At 45.9% G+C, this 15720-nt stretch carries 16 protein-coding genes; 5 read left to right on the top strand and 11 right to left on the bottom strand.

The features are described 5' to 3' along the window. Nucleotides 1-139 precede the first annotated feature (139 nt). Together SB24_RS12805 and SB24_RS12800 are read left to right on the top strand one after the other, a co-directional pair. A complete protein-coding gene (locus SB24_RS12805) occupies nt 140-1270 on the top strand; it encodes a 2-methylaconitate cis-trans isomerase PrpF family protein (protein ID WP_033575188.1) in 1131 nt (376 codons plus the stop codon). 43 nt (nt 1271-1313) lie between these two features. Next, a complete protein-coding gene (locus SB24_RS12800; protein WP_015240656.1) occupies nt 1314-2690 on the top strand; it encodes an MFS transporter in 1377 nt (458 codons plus the stop codon). Between the two features lie 244 nt (nt 2691-2934). Here SB24_RS12800 and SB24_RS12795 read toward each other — a convergent pair whose 3' ends face one another. Continuing rightward, the gene (locus SB24_RS12795) at nt 2935-3510 is read right to left on the bottom strand and encodes an LOG family protein (protein ID WP_015387658.1); all 576 of its coding nucleotides are present in this window, start codon (nt 3508-3510) and stop codon (nt 2935-2937) included. A 115-nt stretch (nt 3511-3625) separates the two neighbouring features. Here SB24_RS12795 and SB24_RS12790 point away from each other — a divergent pair, with 115 nt between their 5' ends. Continuing rightward, nucleotides 3626-3946, top strand: a complete 321-nt coding sequence (locus tag SB24_RS12790) for a MazG nucleotide pyrophosphohydrolase domain-containing protein (RefSeq protein WP_003151506.1) — start codon at nt 3626-3628, stop codon at nt 3944-3946. A gap of 44 nt (nt 3947-3990) precedes the next feature. Here the strand turns inward: SB24_RS12790 and SB24_RS12785 are convergent, their stop codons facing one another. After that, entirely contained in the window at nt 3991-5580 is a 1590-nt protein-coding gene (locus tag SB24_RS12785) for a SulP family inorganic anion transporter (RefSeq protein ID WP_039255032.1), read from the bottom strand. Nucleotides 5581-5582: 2 nt separating this feature from the next. Further along, nucleotides 5583-6164, bottom strand: a complete 582-nt coding sequence (locus SB24_RS12780) for a beta-class carbonic anhydrase (RefSeq protein ID WP_003151503.1) — start codon at nt 6162-6164, stop codon at nt 5583-5585. Nucleotides 6165-6615: 451 nt separating this feature from the next. Between SB24_RS12780 and SB24_RS12770 the strand changes: the two genes are divergently transcribed. Further along, nucleotides 6616-7530, top strand: coding sequence for a 2-hydroxyacid dehydrogenase (locus SB24_RS12770; protein WP_231102361.1), 915 nt, complete (start codon nt 6616-6618; stop codon nt 7528-7530). A gap of 204 nt (nt 7531-7734) precedes the next feature. Next, nucleotides 7735-8124 carry a ribonuclease gene (locus tag SB24_RS12765; protein ID WP_223255352.1) on the top strand — a complete coding sequence of 130 codons (390 nt, stop codon included), beginning with the start codon at nt 7735-7737 and terminating at the stop codon, nt 8122-8124. A gap of 60 nt (nt 8125-8184) precedes the next feature. Here SB24_RS12765 and SB24_RS12760 read toward each other — a convergent pair whose 3' ends face one another. The 8 genes from SB24_RS12760 to SB24_RS12725 all read right to left on the bottom strand — a co-directional run bounded on the left by SB24_RS12760 (nt 8185) and on the right by SB24_RS12725 (nt 15387). Next, nucleotides 8185-8931 carry an arylamine N-acetyltransferase family protein gene (locus SB24_RS12760; protein WP_007407420.1) on the bottom strand — a complete coding sequence of 249 codons (747 nt, stop codon included), beginning with the start codon at nt 8929-8931 and terminating at the stop codon, nt 8185-8187. A gap of 24 nt (nt 8932-8955) precedes the next feature. Continuing rightward, the gene (locus tag SB24_RS12755) at nt 8956-9213 is read right to left on the bottom strand and encodes an HPr family phosphocarrier protein (protein ID WP_012118534.1); all 258 of its coding nucleotides are present in this window, start codon (nt 9211-9213) and stop codon (nt 8956-8958) included. A gap of 23 nt (nt 9214-9236) precedes the next feature. Then, nucleotides 9237-10187 (bottom strand): DNA-binding protein WhiA, encoded by a 951-nt coding sequence (whiA, locus tag SB24_RS12750; RefSeq protein ID WP_007407421.1) that lies wholly within the window; start codon nt 10185-10187, stop codon nt 9237-9239. Nucleotides 10188-10213: 26 nt separating this feature from the next. Further along, entirely contained in the window at nt 10214-11167 is a 954-nt protein-coding gene (locus SB24_RS12745; RefSeq protein WP_007407422.1) for a gluconeogenesis factor YvcK family protein, read from the bottom strand. Then, complete coding sequence (rapZ, locus tag SB24_RS12740) at nt 11164-12051, bottom strand: RNase adapter RapZ (RefSeq protein ID WP_012118535.1); 888 nt, start codon at nt 12049-12051, stop codon at nt 11164-11166. Before rapZ ends, SB24_RS12745 begins: the two co-directional genes overlap by 4 nt. 25 nt (nt 12052-12076) lie before the next feature. Further along, nucleotides 12077-12544 (bottom strand): 8-oxo-dGTP diphosphatase, encoded by a 468-nt coding sequence (locus SB24_RS12735; RefSeq protein WP_003151491.1) that lies wholly within the window; start codon nt 12542-12544, stop codon nt 12077-12079. A 273-nt stretch (nt 12545-12817) separates the two neighbouring features. Further along, nucleotides 12818-13768 carry a thioredoxin-disulfide reductase gene (gene trxB / locus SB24_RS12730; RefSeq protein ID WP_094032595.1) on the bottom strand — a complete coding sequence of 317 codons (951 nt, stop codon included), beginning with the start codon at nt 13766-13768 and terminating at the stop codon, nt 12818-12820. A 206-nt stretch (nt 13769-13974) separates the two neighbouring features. Further along, nucleotides 13975-15387, bottom strand: a complete 1413-nt coding sequence (locus SB24_RS12725; protein ID WP_007407424.1) for a peptidoglycan DL-endopeptidase CwlO — start codon at nt 15385-15387, stop codon at nt 13975-13977. Nucleotides 15388-15720 lie beyond the last annotated feature (333 nt).

Raw genomic sequence — 15720 nt, 5'->3', positions numbered from 1 at the left:
TTTCCTCCTATTATAAAAGTTTTTTATTCAACTTTATAAAAATTATATGTTTTACTTATAATCCTTATTTATCATACGATATTTTCCAAAGGGACCGGTACCTTTTTATCCACACAAAATGATGTAAGGATGAGACAGCATGGAAAAAGTTCCTGTAACCGTCATGAGAGGCGGCACCAGCAAAGGCGTTTTTATTCATCAAAAAGACATGCCAGACGATACAAACCTATGGAGCGATTTTCTTTTAGACATTATGGGGAGCCCTGACGAGAGACAAATTGACGGTCTCGGCGGCGGCCATTCACTCACAAGCAAGGCAGCCATTATTAAGAAATCCGACAGAAAGGATGCAGATGTTGAGTATACGTTTGCTCAGGTCAGTTTGACTGACCATTTTACCGACTTCAAAGGCAATTGCGGAAATATCTCTTCTGCCGTAGGCCCTTATGCTATTGAGAAAGGGCTCGTTCAAGCTGAAGAGCCGGTTACAAAAGTCAGAATGTTAAATACAAACACTCAAAAAGTGATCGCAGCAGAAGTTGAAGTCAGAAATGGAACATTTCATTACCAGGGGGACTGCTCTATCCCCGGGGTTCCAGGTACAGCTTCTCCTATTTATCTTTCATTTCACCAGGCTGAAGGGGCGGTGACCGGTAAACTGTTTCCGACCGGTCAGCCTATTGATGTTCTCGATACACCGTATGGGAATATCTCCGTATCGATTATTGATTACGCCAATCCGCTTGTCTTTGTAAAAGCAGAGGACACGGGGCTTACCGGCTTAGAACTTCCGGATGAATATACTCCGGATATATTGGAAAAGCTCGAAATGATCCGATCAATTGCAGCCGAGAAATGCAGATTCGCTCCGAGACATGAGGCTGCTGCAAAATCACCGGCCGTACCAAAACTGACTTTAATCTCGTCTCCAGCGGATTATATTGATACAAAAGGGATAAAGAGACACGCAGAAGAGATGGATCTTGTCATTCGTATGATGTCCATGCAAAAACCGCATCAAGCTTTAGCCATTACAGGGGCGGTATGTACGACTGCCGGCATGCTATTGCAGGATACAATATTATCTGAATTTTCATTCTATGGCAGAACGATTCGATTGGGACATCCAAGCGGCATTTTAGAAACCGAGGCAGATGCTGATCCGGATGGAACAACGATTAAAGTAGTACGCACAGCAAGAAAAATCTCTGAAGGCTATGTGTTTACAAAGCAAAGTTACAACCTGAATACGCTGAATCACATTGGTTAATACCAGTCTTCAGACAAGTCAAAGATAAACGGAGGAATGCGAGATGATCAATGTAAATGCGTCTAATCGATTAAACAGACTGCCTTTTTCAAGGGCCCATCAAGCAGTGCTCGTTATCCTTTCATTCGCTTACTTTTTTGATTTTATCGATTTAAATACGTTTTCATATGCGGCGCCTTCACTTTTAAAGGAATGGAACATTTCGACTCATACCATCGCTTTTATTACGTCTGTCTCCTATTTCGGAATGTTTATCGGTGCCTCTGCCGGAGGATGGTTTTCAGACCGTTTCGGAAGGAAAAAAGGTTTAATTCTGGTTGTCACTTTTTTCTCTTTCTTCTCCCTCCTCTCTTCTCTGGCTTGGAACCCAGAAATACTCGGTGTTTTTAGATTTCTTACGAGTTTGGGTATCGGCGCCACAACGATTGTGGCAAGTACGTATATCAGCGAATTTTTCCCATCCGCAACTAAGGGTAAATACCAGGCAATCTGTATTACAATCGGCATATGCGGAATTCCTGCAGCCGGCTGGGTGGCTAAATTGGTCGTGCCGTCCGCCTCTTACGGCTGGCGGTTTATCTTTCTATTCGGCGCGGTCGGTATTTTTTTTCCGCTGATCGCCAGAAAACTGGAAGAATCACCGAAATGGCTGGACACGAAAGGAAAAAGCGAACAAGCACACCGCATTCTGCTTGAACTGGAGGCAAAAGCAGAAAAAGAAAAGGGTGAACTGCCTGAACCAGCTCCGGCTCTGCGAAGCAGACAAACCGCTGTAAAATCCGTTCCATATCGGACGTTATTTCAAAAGCCTTTGGCAGGAAGAACTTTTGTTTTAATGACGATGTGGGCAGCTTCCACGATTGCAATTCAAGGCTTTGGCACGTGGGTTCCCACCCTTTTGGTAAAAGAAGGCGTATCAATGGATGAGTCTATCGTATACGTCACTCTGGGAACGATCGGTGCCCCGCTGGGCGCTCTCATTGCGTCGCAAATCTCTGACCGTGTGGATCGAAAGTGGGCCATTTCTGTTTTATCGTTAATTATTATGGCGCTTGGATTCTTTTACGGCATCAATCCTTTGCCGATGGTCATTGTCATATGCGGATTTCTCATGCATATGTTTGAGCGTACGTTCAGTTCGATCGCATATGCCTATACGCCGGAATTATATCCGGTTGAAGCCAGGGCCTCTGGAAATGGTCTCACTTACGGCGTAGGACGTCTTGCGAATGTAGCCGGTCCCTTTGTCGTCAGTTTCCTGTATTCAGGCTACGGATTTTTAAGTGTATTCTTGTTTTTTACAGGCTGCTGGTTTCTTTGTGCACTGACAGTCGGTATATTTGGAATCAGTTCAAAAAAACAAAAGATGCAGCAGGATGATTTCATATCGGAGGAAACATTCGTGCAACAAAAGTTGTAAACGCATACAGTCTGGAAACCGCAAAACATCCATCTCCTCTGAGGAAATGGATGTTCTTCTTTCAACCCCAACAGCATTCTCTTTCTCATCTTATTCTCATACATATGTCTTATCATGAAGAAAGGTGTGATACGCATGAGAAAGAGAAAACGATTTCCAGAAAGAAAAGGTATTCTATAGGCGGAGAATTTTCCATCAGAATGGATCAGATGCAGCCGCCGAAACATAATTTCAGACCTCCACCTTACAATTCCCGCCATTTCTTATCTAAAATCGGGTATGTATACCGATTCATCTGCTCAATCAGCTCATCCGGCCGGGAGGAACTGTGTATCAGTTTTAAATGAGACTCATTCGAAAATCCTTCCTGAATGCTGTACTTGACCATCTTCATCATCGGCTCAAAATACCCGTTCACATTGTACAGTCCGATCGGTTTTTGATGAATGCCGATTTGCGCCCAGCATAGCACTTCAAACAACTCTTCATATGTTCCGAAGCCGCCGGGCATGGCAATGTACCCATCGGCAAGTTCACTCATTTTCGCTTTCCGCTCATGCATACCGCTGACTTCAATCAGTTCCGTAAGATTCTGATGAACAATCTCTCCGCTGAACAGCCCGCTCGGCATGACGCCGACAGCTTTTCCGCCGCCTGCCATTAACGCATCGGCGACGGTTCCCATCAGACCGACCCGTGAACCGCCGTAAACAAGGCCGATTCCCTGCTCCGCCATATATTCACCCAGTTCGGCCGCTTTGCGTTTGTACTCTTCATTTACCCCCGGGTTTGACCCCGCAAATACACAAATGGTTTTCATTTTTTCATCTCCGCATCTATATATGTACATCAATAAATCAAAACACACTATATATTGTCCCATCTCTATATGATAATATCAATAAGAATCATACAGGACATAAGGAGTGTTTCACATGCAGATGGCTGAAGCAGAACAATGGACGAAAGATTTTTATGAAAAACGAGGATGGACGGCGTACGGGCCATTTATCAGAATCGGTTTTTTAATGGAAGAGGCGGGTGAGCTCGCCCGAGCGGTAAGAGCATATGAAATCGGCAGAGACCGGCCGGATGAAAAAGACGCGACCCAGGCTGAACGCAGGCAGGAGCTGATTGAAGAAATGGGTGACGTCCTCGGAAATCTGGCCATCCTTGCCGATAAGTACGGCATCACGTTAGAAGATGCGATGAAAGCCCATCAGGAAAAACTGATCAAGCGCTTTGAAACCGAATAAAAACACGGCCTGTCCGCTTTTTCATGGACAGGCCGTATCTGAATTTATCCCGTTATCTCGTCCTGATGCTCAAAGAAATGCTGTTTCCCGATTTTATGAAACAGCCCCGTCTTCCGGATCAGCTCTCTCGGCTGTGATTGCAATCCGACGATCATCAATCTCCCGTTATGCCGTTTGATCCGGTTCATCACATTCCCCAGCACCGCTTCTGCGGAGGTATCCATGTAATGTACATTATTCATCAGCAGAATAAGCGTCTTCGGCTTTTCCTGAAGCCTCTCCAGCAGCGATGTTTCCAGTGAATCAATTGAACCGAAAAACAGCGGCCCTTCAATGGAATATGTGCTGACGGACGAATCATTTTTAACCGATTTGACAGCGGCATGCGGTGTTTTGATACGTGTTGATTCGCTCATTTTCCTGATAAAGAAAACAAAAGCGAGCACGAGACCGGCAGAAACGCCGATGATTAAATCAAACAGAACCGTCAGCAAAAAGGTTGCCGCCAGTACGAATGAATCAGTGTTTTTCAGCCGCATCATATTGGCGACTTCCCTCCGCTCACTCATGTTCCAAGCCACAACCATCAATACCGGCGCCATGCTTGCCAGCGGTACGTGAACTGCAAGCGGGGCGAAGACGAGCAGGACGAGGAGGACGGTGACTCCGTGGACAACACCGGAAATCGGAGAAACTGCGCCGTTTTTAATATTTGTTGCGGTCCGCGCAATCGCTCCCGTTGCCGGTATACCGCCGAAAAGCGGCGCTGCCATATTGGCGATGCCCTGCCCGACAAGCTCCCTATTGCTGTCATGCCGTGATCCTTTCATATTGTCCGCGACCATCGCCGATAATATGGACTCAAGTCCGCCGAGAAGCGCAATGATCAGAGCCGACGGAAACATCATGATCATGTTATCGATTGAGAAATCAGGAAGCTGGAAAGCCGGAAGCTGCCGCGGGATTTCCCCGTAAGCAGAACCGATTGTCGCCATTTTGTCAGGAAAAAACACGACCGCCGCGGCTGTAGAGACAAGCAGCGCCACAAGCGCGCCCGGAATCTTCGGCATCAGCCTGGCTGATAACAGCAAAATGGCCAAAGCAATTCCCGCGATGAGGATGCTGTATAAATTAAGGGTTCCGATCTTCTTGCCGATTTCGGCAATGTTGAGGATAAAGCTTTCATGCTTTTGGATATCGCGCAGACCGAGAAAATGGGCAATCTGCTCCGAGAAAATCAGCACCGCGATTCCGGCCGTAAATCCGACGATCACCGGCTTCGGCACGAATTTCATAATCTTTCCGAGCTTAAATACGCCAAACAGGACGAGCATGACGCCTGCCATAAAACCGGCTACAAGTAAATTCTCAAAACCATACTGCATCACAATGGCAAATAAAATGGGAACAAACGCCCCCGTAGGCCCGCCGATCTGATATTTAGAGCCGCCCAACAGCGAAATCAGAATTCCGGCCACAATAACGGTGTAAAGCCCGTATTCCGGACCGACCCCCGAGGCGATGGCAAAGGCCATTCCCAGTGGAATCGCTACAATTCCCACCACAATTCCCGCGATTAGGTCTTTCTGAAATTTCTGCAAATTGTATCCCTGATATCTGCCGGTAAATTGCATCGTCAGCTGCATCCTCCTTTGACTGTTTCATAACCGTCAACGACTACATCCAGCGTCCCCGTCCCCGGATCGATCACCAGCCCGTGCACCGGCACCTCTTCAGGCAAGAGCGGATGATGCCTGACCATATTCACGCTGTGGGCCACGCTTTCTTCGACGCTGTGAAAACCGGTCAGCCATGTTTCCAAATCGACTCCCGCATGCTGCAGAAGGCTGAGACATTTGTCCTCCACGCCGCGCTCTTTCGCTTTATTTAATATGGAAGCCGCATTTAATCCCGACATTCCGCACTCGCGGTGACCTATGATGCAGACTTCCTCTGCCTGCAGTTCATAAACGGCAACCAAAATGCTCCGCATGACACTTCCAAATGGGTGAGAAACAATGGCTCCCGCGTTTTTTATGATTTTGGCATCGCCGTTTCTGAGTCCCATCGCCTGCGGCAGAAGCTCCGTCAGCCTTGTATCCATACAGGATACGATGACAAGCTTTTTTTTCGGGAATTTTGTCGTTTGGTAAGGTTCATATTTCCTTTCTTGGACAAACTGCTGGTTGTGCTCCAAAATGCTTGATAAAGAAACCATTTTTCTATTCATCTCCCATCCGATTGTATTGCAAGCCTTCTTACCCAGCTTACAGTAAGGAATTATAGCACAGAAAAAGGCCTCAAAAGCGCTTTCAAAAAAAGACACGATAATTTGACTGTAAATTCAGATTATGTTCATTTATATCTTTCAAAAATAATAAAATTTATCTTTACACCAACCTATAAAGCTTTTGAAAACAGCGGTTCCGCTCATTTTGCCTTCAGAAATATAGGCGGATTCTGTTATTGTTTGGAGAAATCAAGCATGTACATTTCTTTTTCTTTCATTTTAAGTTCAAAAGAACCAGAAATTTATCGTAATGCGTTTGAATATTTCTCACGTTACCGCTTCTCTTATATAATAAAATAGAGAAGAAAGACAAAGGAGGAGAAGCCCGTTGAAACCCTATGTATTCATCGCGAAACCGATACCGCCGGAAGTCGAACAAATGATAGGCGAGCATTGCCGGTATGACATCTGGAAAGAAGATACCATTCCAAAAGAGGAACTGTACGAAAAAATGAAAGATGCTGAAGGGCTGCTGACATCCGGAACGGCGATTGACAGTGATTTACTGGATCACGCGCCGAAGCTGAAGGTCGTCAGCAATAATTCTGTCGGCTATGATAATTTTAATATTGAAGAAATGAAAAGACGCGGGGTTGTCGGCACGCATACGCCGTACACCTTAGATGACACTGTCGCTGATCTGGCTTTTTCATTAATCCTGTCTTCCGCCAGACGGGTTGCCGAATTGGATCGATTCGTCCGCGCCGGCAAATGGGGAACCGTTGAGGAAGAATCTCTTTTCGGTATGGATGTCCACCATCAGACATTAGGAATTATCGGCATGGGCAGAATCGGTGAACAAGCTGCCAAACGGGCAAAATTCGGCTTCGATATGGACGTGCTGTATTATAACCGCAGCAGAAAACCGGACGCTGAGAAGGAACTCGGGGTTACATATGCCGACTTAGATACACTGCTGAAAACATCAGACTTTGTGCTTTTAATTACGCCGCTTACTGACGAAACGTATCATATGATGGGAGAGCGGGAATTTAAATATATGAAAGATACGGCATGTTTCGTCAATATTTCCCGGGGAAAGACGGTTGATGAGAAAGCGCTCATCCGCGCATTGCAGGAGGGCTGGATAAAAGGCGCCGGTTTAGATGTGTTTGAAAAAGAGCCGATCGCCGAAGACAATCCGCTCCTGCAGCTGGAAAACGTCACATTGCTTCCGCATATCGGGTCAGCAACGGCAAAAATCCGTTTGAATATGTTCAAGCAGGCCGCACAAAACATGATAGACGCCGTATACGGAAAAACGCCGAAAAACCTCACGAAGGAATTTCAATGAGATGAAAAACCCCGGCCGTTTCAGCCGGGGTTTATTTTTCGCTAGATCAAAAGGACTATTTTTAAATTCTTTCTATTCCTTTCTCTCGATGCTGATACAATGAAAAGGAATCAGCTTCACATGATAAAAATGGGAGGTATTGCTTTGAAAAAACGATTATCGTGGATTTCCGTTTGTTTGCTGGTGCTGTTCTCCGCGGCGGGGATGCTGTTTTCCACGGCTGCCAAGACGGATACATCTTCTCACAAGGCGCACACTGAAGCACAGGTTATCAACACGTTTGACGGGGTTGCGGATTATCTTCAGACTTATCATAGGCTTCCTGATAATTACATTAAAAAGTCAGAAGCGCAGGCCCTCGGCTGGGTGGCATCAAAGGGGAATCTTGCAGACGTCGCTCCGGGGAAAAGCATCGGCGGAGACATCTTCTCAAACAGGGAAGGCAAACTCCCTGCCAAAAGCGGACGGACGTGGCGTGAAGCGGATATTAACTATACATCAGGCTTCAGAAATTCAGACCGGATTCTTTACTCAAGCGACTGGCTGATTTATAAGACGACAGATCATTATAAAACCTTTACAAAAATGAGATAAACACATACAAAAAACGGCTTCCCTGCGGAGGCCGTTTTTTTTGCAGAGAACCTGCGAGCTTCATATAAAATGAGCAGTAAATTTTTCTTCAAACTCTGATCGGTCTATTCTGCTGTTTTCCGCCGTGCCATCGTGTTTTTTTATTGTTATATTGCGTTCAGACAGAACCATGTGCCCTTCCGGTGTCCGCTTAGAAGCAAGCAGGCGTTTGTTGAAAGGAGAGCGTTCATGTTCAAAGATTGTTTGTTTCATAGACTTGAGGTCCTTTTCATCGATTTCTTCAAGGGAAAATGCGTAACCTGTCTGCCAGCCGTCCCCTTTGTTCATTTCAAGCAGGTATGTCCCGAATTCCGTCTCTTCTATCCTCACGCGGAACGCTCCGGCCGCTGATACCGTCTCGTCTCCCGACATCGGCACAGGCTGCATGGCGAGATTGAGGCCGAAGCCTGCATCAGCGATGTACTCATTCCCCCCGGCGGAAAGAAGTACGGCCGCATGTGTGCCGGGCAGCGCCCAGCCGTTTTTCCAGACCGTTCCGCGGATCAATTTGACATCAAATCCGGCATCTTTCAGGATGAAATAAAGCAGTCCGTTCAAGTCATAACAAAGGCCGCCATGAGGTTCCTTCACCATGTGCCGCCACAGTCCTTCTTTCGTGACGTCATATTCTTTTTTGGACAAAACCGCGCGATTTTCAAACGGAAACCGATATGCGAGCGCCTTTAAAAACTCCGGCAGGTTGCTGAAATCGAGGGAATCCTTTTCCCAGCCTATCGTTTGATAACAATCTTTCAGAAACTCATTCATCGTTCCGTCCCCCTTACAAAGTGTTTACACTTCTTCCTGCACATAAGCGGACAACTTTTCCAGCGCTTCCTTTTCATCGTCGCCTTCAGCGATCAGAGTGACTTCCGTCCCCGTGCTGACCGCCAGACTCATTAATCCCATAATGCTTTTGGCATTCACTTTCTTGCCGTTTTTCTCAAGAAACACATCTGATGCAAAACGATTTGCCTCCTGTACAAACAATGCAGCGGGGCGCGCCTGTAATCCCGTCTTTAAACGCACTTCCACTTTCTCCTGAACCATAAGATCTCCCCTTTTCTGTACGGTTATTTCAAAGTGATGCTTTGTCCTGTACGCAGCTGTTCTGCGATTTCATCGAGCTTTCTCAGCCTGTGATTGATGCCGGATTTGCTGATTTTCCCGCTTGCAACCATTTCCCCCAGTTCTTTCAGCGTGACCTCCTGATAATCAATCCGCAGCTGCGCAATTTCGCGAAGCTTTTCCGGCAGCGCTTCAAGACCGATCCGTTCATCAATGTATTTAATATTTTCCACCTGTCTGAGCGAAGCACCGATGGTTTTGTTTAAGTTTGCTGTTTCACAATTGACGAGGCGGTTCACTGAGTTTCTCATATCTCTGACAATCCGCACATCTTCAAAACGCAGCAGTGAATTGTGAGCGCCGATGACATTCAGAAATTCAGTGATTTTTTCCGCCTCTTTTAAATACGTAATATAGCCTTTTTTCCGTTCAAGCGTTTTGCTGTTCAGATGAAATTCATTCAGCAGCGCGCATAATGAATCGTTATGTTCCTTATAAAGCGAGAAGATTTCCAAGTGGTACGACGATGTTTCGGGATTATTCACAGATCCCCCCGCCAAAAACGCCCCTCTCATATAAGAACGTTTGCAGCAGCGTTTCGCCACCAGTTCCTCAGAAATATTCCGTTCAAATACAAAGTTCTCTCCGAGGATTTTCAATTCCTCTAAAATCAGCTTTGCATTTTCAGAAAAGCGCACAATATAAACATTGTTTTTTTTCAGCCGCATTTTTTTTCTGACTAACAGTTCGACCGATACATCATATTGTTTCTTCAGCAATGTATAAATGCGGCGGGCAATCGCCGCATTTTCGGTTTGAACGTCAAGCACGAGATGGCGGTTTGAAAATGACAGTGAACCGTTCATCCGAATCAGCGCGGACAGCTCCGCCTTGGCGCAGCAGTCCTTCACTTCCAGGTTCGTCAGTTCTTTTTTTGTTTCCGATGCAAATGACATATTAGCCACCTCATTTCAAAAGGCCTCTAGTCCCTTAATAAATCGACAAGAAGAGAAGCCACTTTATGTGTATCGTGACGGATTACGCCATTTTTATACGTGATAATCTGATCCCTGATGACCTCAAGCCCCATGGATTTCAGCTTTTCAACATTGAAGTCGACGGGCCGGGCCAGCTCTTTCGCATATTTGCTTTTGATTTCGTCAGGGATCTCCTCGTTGTTGATTAAGATCGTGTCGATAAACGGCTGCTCCATATGATCGTTCAGCGCCTTGACATGGTCGGCCGCACTGTATTGCAGCGTCTCTCCGGGCTGCGTCATGACGTTGCATATATATACTTTTTTGGCCGCAGCCTTGACGACTTCCTCTCCGATTTTCGGTACGAGCAGATTCGGAAGAATGCTTGTGTACAGGCTTCCCGGACCGATAATGATTAAATCGGCCTGACGGATGACGTCAATCGTTTCCGGGAGCGGATCAATTTTTTCAGGCGTAAGAAACACCCGTTTAATCCGCTGGCCGTAAGAAGGGATTGTCGATTCTCCGGAGACGACCTGCCCGTCCTCCATTTCAGCGTGAAGAACGACACTGGTGTTGGCAGCCGGCAGCACTCTGCCGCGGACATTCAGCACCTTGCTCATTTCGGTGACAGCGTGAAAGAAATCACCGGTTATATTTGTCATCGCTGCCAAAATCAAATTGCCGAGCGAATGTCCGGTTAAGTCGCTTCCTTTGTTGAAACGGTGCTGAAACAGATTTTCAACGAGCGGCTCAACATCTGACAAAGCGGCCAGTACGTTACGGATGTCACCCGGCGGCGGAATTTGAAGTTCATCCCGCAGACGGCCTGAACTTCCGCCGTCATCAGCAACTGTCACAATCGCCGTAATATCAACGGGCTTATGCTTTAACCCCCGAAGCAGCACGGACAGACCCGTTCCGCCGCCGAAGATTGCGATTTTCGGCTTCTTATTCATTTCCGGCTTCTCTTTTCAATGTCCCGGTGAGTGACATGAGTATAGAAATCTTTTTTAAAATAGTCAGCCAAATACTCAGCGAGCGTGACGGAGCGGTGCTGGCCGCCCGTACAGCCGATCGCGATGACAAGCTGGCTTTTACCTTCCCGCTTATAAGACGGAAGCATAAAGCCGAGCAGATCAACAAGCTTTTCAATAAACTTTTGTGTTTCGTTCCACTTCATCACATAGGATGACACTTCCTCATCTTTCCCCGTAAGCGGCCTCATGCTTTCAATGTAGAACGGATTCGGCAGAAACCTTACATCAAACACGAGGTCGGCATCTATCGGAAGCCCGTATTTGAAACCGAATGACATCACGTTCACTGTAAATGTTTCACCTTGGTTCGTGGCGAAATGCGCCACGATTTTTTCACGCAGATCACGCGGTTTCATATCCGATGTGTCATAGATCAGCTGAGAGCGCCCTTTCAATTCTTCAAGCAGCTGGCGTTCCAGCGCGATTCCTTCGAGAGGAAGCCCGGTAGCGGCCAGCGGGTGAGAACGCCTCGTTTCTTTGTATCTCGTCACAAGGATGGAATCCTTAGCGTCTAAAAAGAGAATGCGCGGTGTAATCCACGGATTTTCCGCCATTTCGTCCAGCGCCTCAATCAGCCTGTCAAAAAATTCACGTCCCCGCAGATCCATGACAAGCGCGACCTTGCTCATTTTTGAACTTGATTCTTTCATCAGCTCCAAAAATTTCGGCAGCAAGGAAGGCGGCAGATTGTCGACGCAAAAATAGCCGAGATCCTCAAAGCTTTGAATGGCGACGGTTTTCCCCGCTCCAGACATTCCCGTAATGATGACGAGCTGAATATCATGGTTTTCATTCATACTCATCTTTCTCCCCCCTGCGGTCTTTCTTTTATTTGATAAGCTGCGGATCTAAACGATAGCTGAGCAGCTCGAAGTCCGGCGTATACGTAAAGGTGCCGTGCAAAAGCCCTTGGCCCTTGATCATAAAATCAAGGATATGCCCGTCTCCGGGGGCCATCGGAAGGCTGTGGATATCTTTTACGTCATGCCACTTCAGAACGCCTTCCTCTGATTCAGCGACATTCCGCCCCGTGTACGAGTCGGCGACGAAAGTAAACATCATCCACTCTGACACGATTTGTTCCTGTTCCTTAATAATAAAGGTAAACACGCCTTTTAACTGCGGATTTAGTATATAAATGCCCGTCTCTTCTCTGTACTCTCTGATGACGGAATCTCTGACGGATTCGCCGCTTTCCATCTTCCCGCCGGGCGCGACCCACCAGCCCCGTCTCGGCTTTTGGAGAAGGAGAACCTGATCATCTGTCTGCAGCACACAATTTGTCACTCTTTGCACAAGTACGTCACCTAACCTTCTCAACAAATCATCGTCTCTTCATTATACCGTTTCGGCATGTCTCTCACAATGCAGAGACACCGACATCCTTTTCTTTTATTTGACAGAAAACAGAAAATCGCAAAAAAAGGGCACGGATACTGGAATCCGTGCCAAAGTGTATTCATTAAAAAGGGGGTCAATTACTACATTCATCTTAAGACATCAGTGTTTCACCCGTGTTACAGCGTAATTAAAACACAGTAACGATTCAAAAACTGAACATTACAGTGATTATTTAACGGTTTTGAGCGTTTCCTCAAGCTCTTCCACATAATGCTGAACGCTTTGAGCCGCAATACTTCCGTCGCCTGTCGCCGTTACGATCTGGCGGAGCGTTTTTTCACGGATGTCTCCCGCGGCGAAAATGCCTGGAACTTTTGTTTCCATTTGAGCGTTTGTTTCAATGTAGCCTTCTTCATTTGTGATGCCCAAGTTTTCGAACGGTTTAGAAAGCGGAAGCATACCGATATAAATAAAGACGCCGTCAGCTTTGAATTCTTCCTCTTCTCCCGTCACGGTATCCACAAGAGTAAGTTTACCGACTTTTCCGTTTTCCTCATGGATTTCTTTTACGGTTTTGTTCCATTTGAAGTCAATTTTCTCATTGTCAAAGGCACGCGCCTGAAGAATGCTTTGCGCCCGCAATTTGTCACGTCTGTGAACGATGGTGACTTTTGAAGCGAAGCGTGTCAGATAGACGCCTTCTTCAACGGCGGAGTCTCCGCCGCCGACAACGACAAGCTCTTTATTTTTAAAGAATGCGCCGTCACAAACCGCGCAGTACGATACGCCGCGGCCGCCCAGTTCTTTTTCGCCGGGAACGCCGATCTTTTTGTATTCCGCTCCGGCAGAAATGACGATGGCTCGCGCTTTATATTCTTTTGAACCGGCTTTGACCGTTTTATATTCTTTGCCGTCAACGATTTCTTTAATATCGCCGTACGCATATTCCGCACCGAATTTTTTCGCATGTTCAAACATTTTATTAGAAAGTTCAGGGCCGAGAATGCTTTCAAAACCCGGATAGTTTTCAACATCCTCCGTGTTGGCCATCTGGCCGCCCGGAATTCCTCTTTCGATCATTAATGTGGATAAGTTCGCTCGTGATGTGTAAACAGCAGCGGTCATCCCCGCCGGACCCGCGCCGATAATGATCACATCATAAATTTTTTCTTCTGACACCATGATTCACTCCTTTTCGAAATGGGGCGCACCCTATATGACTAAGAATCCCCATCAATCGTATTCCTTACCCATATCCTATTAAATCTGAGGGCAATTCGCTATTTTTTTGCTCATTTTTCTAAGAAACCGTGATTAGGCAGCTCCTGAGCGGGTATACAAATAAAGAAAGAGCCTTCCGGGATAGAAGGCCCTTGTCTTATTCATTATTGCACGACACGTCTTACATTGCCGTTGAATGCTTTCTTCCAGTAAGGGTTGCTCATAGAATCAATGGATACACCGTGTGATGTATTATCGTTCAGGAACGTTCCATTACCTAAGTAGATGCCGACGTGGCCGTTTGTTTTATACGTATTGAAGAATACTAAGTCTCCGCGTTTCATGTCAGACGCGCTTACTGCTTTACCTCTTCCGATTAATGTATCTGTGTTTGTGCCGCTTGCAGGTCCGAGGTTAACGCCTGCGTTAGCATAAGCCCAGCGTACGAATGAAGAGCAGTCAAAAATACGGTTGTTAATATCAGATTGAGTGCGTCCGCCGCCGAATTTGTACGGGGATTGACCCACAAGGCTTGAACCTACGCTGATCGCGCCTTCAATACCGCCTGAATTTGAAATAACAGATCCGCCGTCAGAATCATCTGAACCGCCGCTGTTATGAGATGATCCGCCTGAAGTGCTCTTCGGTTTGCTTGAGCTGTCAGATGAATCAGATGATGTTGAAACAGCCGCTTTTTTCACAGTTTTAACCGCCGGTGCCGGCTGGCTGTCATCTTTTTGGTTTTGGTCTTCAGAAGCTTTTTGCGCTTCTTCCTGTTTTTTGATCAGGGCAGCCGCTGCAGCCTGCTCAGCTTTAATGCGCTTCTGTTCTTTTTCAGTATCAGCTTTTTCGTTTGCAAGCTTTGATGCTTCTTTTTTCAGATCAGAGATAGCGGAAGCCGCTTTTTTCTGACCGTTTTTCGCTTCGTCGAAAAGCTTGTCTTTCTGATCAAGCTGTTTGTTCAGGTCTTTTTGCATAGACTCAAGTTTCGCAAGATCATCTTGAACTTTTTTCAGCTTCACGTTAAGTTCAGCTTCTGCGTCTTCGAGTTTCGCTTTATCCTGCTCCTGCTGTTTGATCAGCTCTTTATCCGCGTCAACGATAGAAGATACCGCAGTCGCACGGGAAATGAAGTCTCCGAAGCTTGTCGCCCCTAAAAGAACATCTATGTATCCTTGAGAACCGCCGTTTTCCTGTAAAGAACGAACGCGTTTTTTCAGGATTTCATTGCGTTTTTCAATACGCGCTTCTGTTTCTTTGATTTCTTTTTTCAAATCAGCGATCTGCTTTTTCGTTTTTTCGTTTTCAGCTTTTTTATCTTCGATTTTATTGCTTGTATCCAACGCTTTAGCGTTAATGTCTTTCAGTTCTTTTTCAATCTTAGCCTGCTTGTCCTGAAGCTTAGACAATTCTCTTTCTTTTGCTTCAAGGCTTGAAGCCACCTCAGATTGCTTGCTTTCGATTTTTGCTTTTTTGCTGTCTAATGTTTCCGCCGATGCAGTTTTTGTAAACGGGATCAAAAAACTGCTTGTCCCGATGACGGAAGCCAAACCAAGTGTTAATAAACTCTTTTTCACTTTTTCTTTCCTCCCTTTTACTTTAAACCTGTTCTCATTTGGAATTCTATTATGAACATCAAAGTTACGCTCCCTCACATACCCGTGAGGCTGATGATTTTTATGTATGAATCTTTAAATCTTTTAAATTGGTATAGATTATACAGCACATGTAAAATAAACTAATCTCTTATGTACGAGACTCATTATACCATCATGTTTCGACAATTTTTATTACAGTTATATTTCAATGTGATTGCAAATCTCATATTTTGCAAAATAAACGGTGATTACGGCCTGATTTCGATTCGAAAAGCAAAAAAATACGTATGAATACCTCTTTATTCGGCGGTA

The sequence above is a fragment of the Bacillus sp. Pc3 genome (assembly GCF_000815145.1).
Lineage (GTDB): Bacteria > Bacillota > Bacilli > Bacillales > Bacillaceae > Bacillus > Bacillus velezensis.
The sequence above is the reverse complement of the archived record's forward strand: the minus strand, read 5'-3'. Positions and strand labels throughout refer to the sequence as shown.